The sequence below is a fragment of the Robinsoniella sp. genome (assembly GCF_034124845.1).
In genome coordinates this window covers 1-2,114 of the sequence record NZ_JAWYAJ010000193.1, presented here as the reverse complement: position 1 = coordinate 2,114, position 2,114 = coordinate 1, and the positions used below count along the sequence as shown (strand labels likewise).

The 2,114-nt window shown below is 38.4% G+C and carries 3 protein-coding genes; 2 read left to right on the top strand and 1 reads right to left on the bottom strand.

The window, feature by feature from the left end:
- Positions 1–220 precede the first annotated feature (220 nt).
- Both ACH2DQ_RS09115 and ACH2DQ_RS09110 read left to right on the top strand, forming a co-directional pair.
- Positions 221–628: an arsenate reductase ArsC gene (locus ACH2DQ_RS09115; protein ID WP_394912604.1), complete on the top strand. Its 408-nt coding sequence runs from the start codon at positions 221–223 to the stop codon at positions 626–628.
- A gap of 198 nt (positions 629–826) precedes the next feature.
- Complete coding sequence (locus ACH2DQ_RS09110) at positions 827–1,261, top strand: DUF1801 domain-containing protein (protein ID WP_394912603.1); 435 nt, start codon at positions 827–829, stop codon at positions 1,259–1,261.
- Positions 1,262–1,410: 149 nt separating this feature from the next.
- Here the strand turns inward: ACH2DQ_RS09110 and ACH2DQ_RS09105 are convergent.
- Positions 1,411–2,114: hypothetical protein (locus ACH2DQ_RS09105; RefSeq protein ID WP_395026474.1), on the bottom strand; the 704-nt coding region annotated here is incomplete at its 5' end.

The following is a 2,114-nucleotide window of genomic DNA, read 5'->3' as shown; positions in this document are numbered from 1 at the left end:
CATGGGATTTTTCAGGCTTTTAGGACTAATTTCATGTTAATTTACATTATTTCATGACGATTGCTTTTAAGCTTGGATATTTTAAATCAATTTGTACTTTTTCAGGTTTAATAGAATATGGATCAACAATACCCCAGCACCATCAAATATCAAATTGACATCCGCTGATATAAGTGTTATTGTTTTCATATCGAAAATTATGAATACGAGGTTAATTAAAATGAAAATAAAAATCGCTTTTATTTGTGTGCATAACTCTTGCCGGTCACAGATTGCAGAAGCCCTATGCAAATATTTTGCCGCTGATCAATTTGAATGTTACTCTGCCGGTACACTGATTACTTCCAAAATAAACCCTGATGCCGTAAGGCTTGTTAACGAAATCTATGACATTGATATGACCAAATCACAGGCACCTAAATTAATAACGGATATTCCAAAGGTTGATATTGTGATTACGATGGGATGCAATGTTGCATGTCCTAACATCCCCTGCAAACATCGTGAAGACTGGGGACTTCCCGACCCAACCGGTAAGGCAGATGATGTATTTAAAGATACTATACGTTCCATTGAAACTAAAGTAAAAGACTTGAAAAGCAGATATGAAACGCTTTCATCTGTATAAGATTTGAAAGGTTATAATGTAACCGGTAAATAATTTAGAACTTCTCTGAAAGAATTTATGTTTGCTTATATTATAAGCATTGTTATTATATCTGTATAAACCCTTTTCTTCTGAAGAATAATACAGGTATATAAAAATTGTGGCGCACAGATGCCAGAGCGCAATTTCCAAGCACGCTCTAAACAAGAGGAGTCCAAAATGACAAGTAAATACACACTGAAAACCCAGCCTACTGACAAAGACCCTATGCAGGTAATTGCTGCAATTCCGGATGAAAAGAAACAGGCTGATGCAAAAGCTTTACTGAATATATTTGAAAAAGCTGTTGGCGAACCGCCAGTAGTCTGGGGAGAAAAATTTATCGGATATGGATCTTACAAATACCGCTGCGCCTCCGGATACAGTGCTGAAATCTACGCCACCGGCTTTTCTGTGACAAATAGAAAAATCACTCTGCATCTCTATTTAGATGAACCGGAGCTACAAAGCTATCTGAAACGGCTGGGCAAGACCACTTCAGGCAAAAGCTGTGTGTATATAAACAAACTTGCAGATATTGATACCGCTGTCTTGACTGAAATGCTTGCCAGGGCATATCAGCGTTTCTTGTCAGGGGGCCGCTTTACCTCCTAAACGTTTACCACTTGGAGTTTATGTGAGCTGTCAATTCATTCACAGTAGCAAAATCCCTAACATTATTCTTGACCGCAAGTTTGGAATTTGCTACTCTCCATGCCTTTGCCGTAAAACCAAAAAGTGCCAGTATCACTTCTCTCTTTAAATTAATTCGTTTTAACAGAAAAAGTTGTTTTTCTCAGTATCGTATGCCCCATGGGAACAAATTCTTGCCTATGTTTCACCCCATCTGTATAACATATCCCCTTTAAAATACAACGCTCCCAGTCTTTTCCTTCTGAATTTTCACAATACTGGAAATTTGTAAAATCCCGTTCCATTAAATATGCGTTTTCATAAATTCTGCTTTCCGGAACATATGTTTTTTCGTAAAACGATCCTCCATTCAATTCTTTTAAAGTTTTCTCTTTTGCCGGTATTGGAAGAGCATAAATGACAGGACCTCTGCTTATATAGGTTTCACCATGAAAGTCTTTTTTAAAGCGCACTCTGCATACAAAGCTCAATTCAAAATCCGTTGTGCCCTCCCAGACTCTATGAATTTTAATTTCACCTTCCCGCACGCTTTCTTTATCATAGATATGGTGATTCAGGATGACCTGATCTGCCCATTCCGGGAATCGGAACGATAAGGAGAATTCAGCCGGCTGTGAAACAGTTACCTTCAAGCGGACTTTAGATGAGAATGGATAATCTGTAGTCTCTTTGATCATTACTTCCGCTTTCTGCCAGGTACTCTTCATGACGCAGGCTCCGTATAGCACAGCCTGGAAACCCTGCTCTGACTTTAAAAACATAGACTGAATAAAGTAAGGTACTATTCTCCCTGAATTGGGGACACAACAAACCG

What these genes read in the sequence shown, in the direction of transcription:
- ACH2DQ_RS09115 (WP_394912604.1), top strand. Translation starts at nt 221, where the DNA reads ATGAAAATAAAAATCGCTTTTATTTGTGTGCATAACTCTTGCCGGTCA.
- ACH2DQ_RS09110 (WP_394912603.1), top strand. Translation starts at nt 827, where the DNA reads ATGACAAGTAAATACACACTGAAAACCCAGCCTACTGACAAAGACCCT.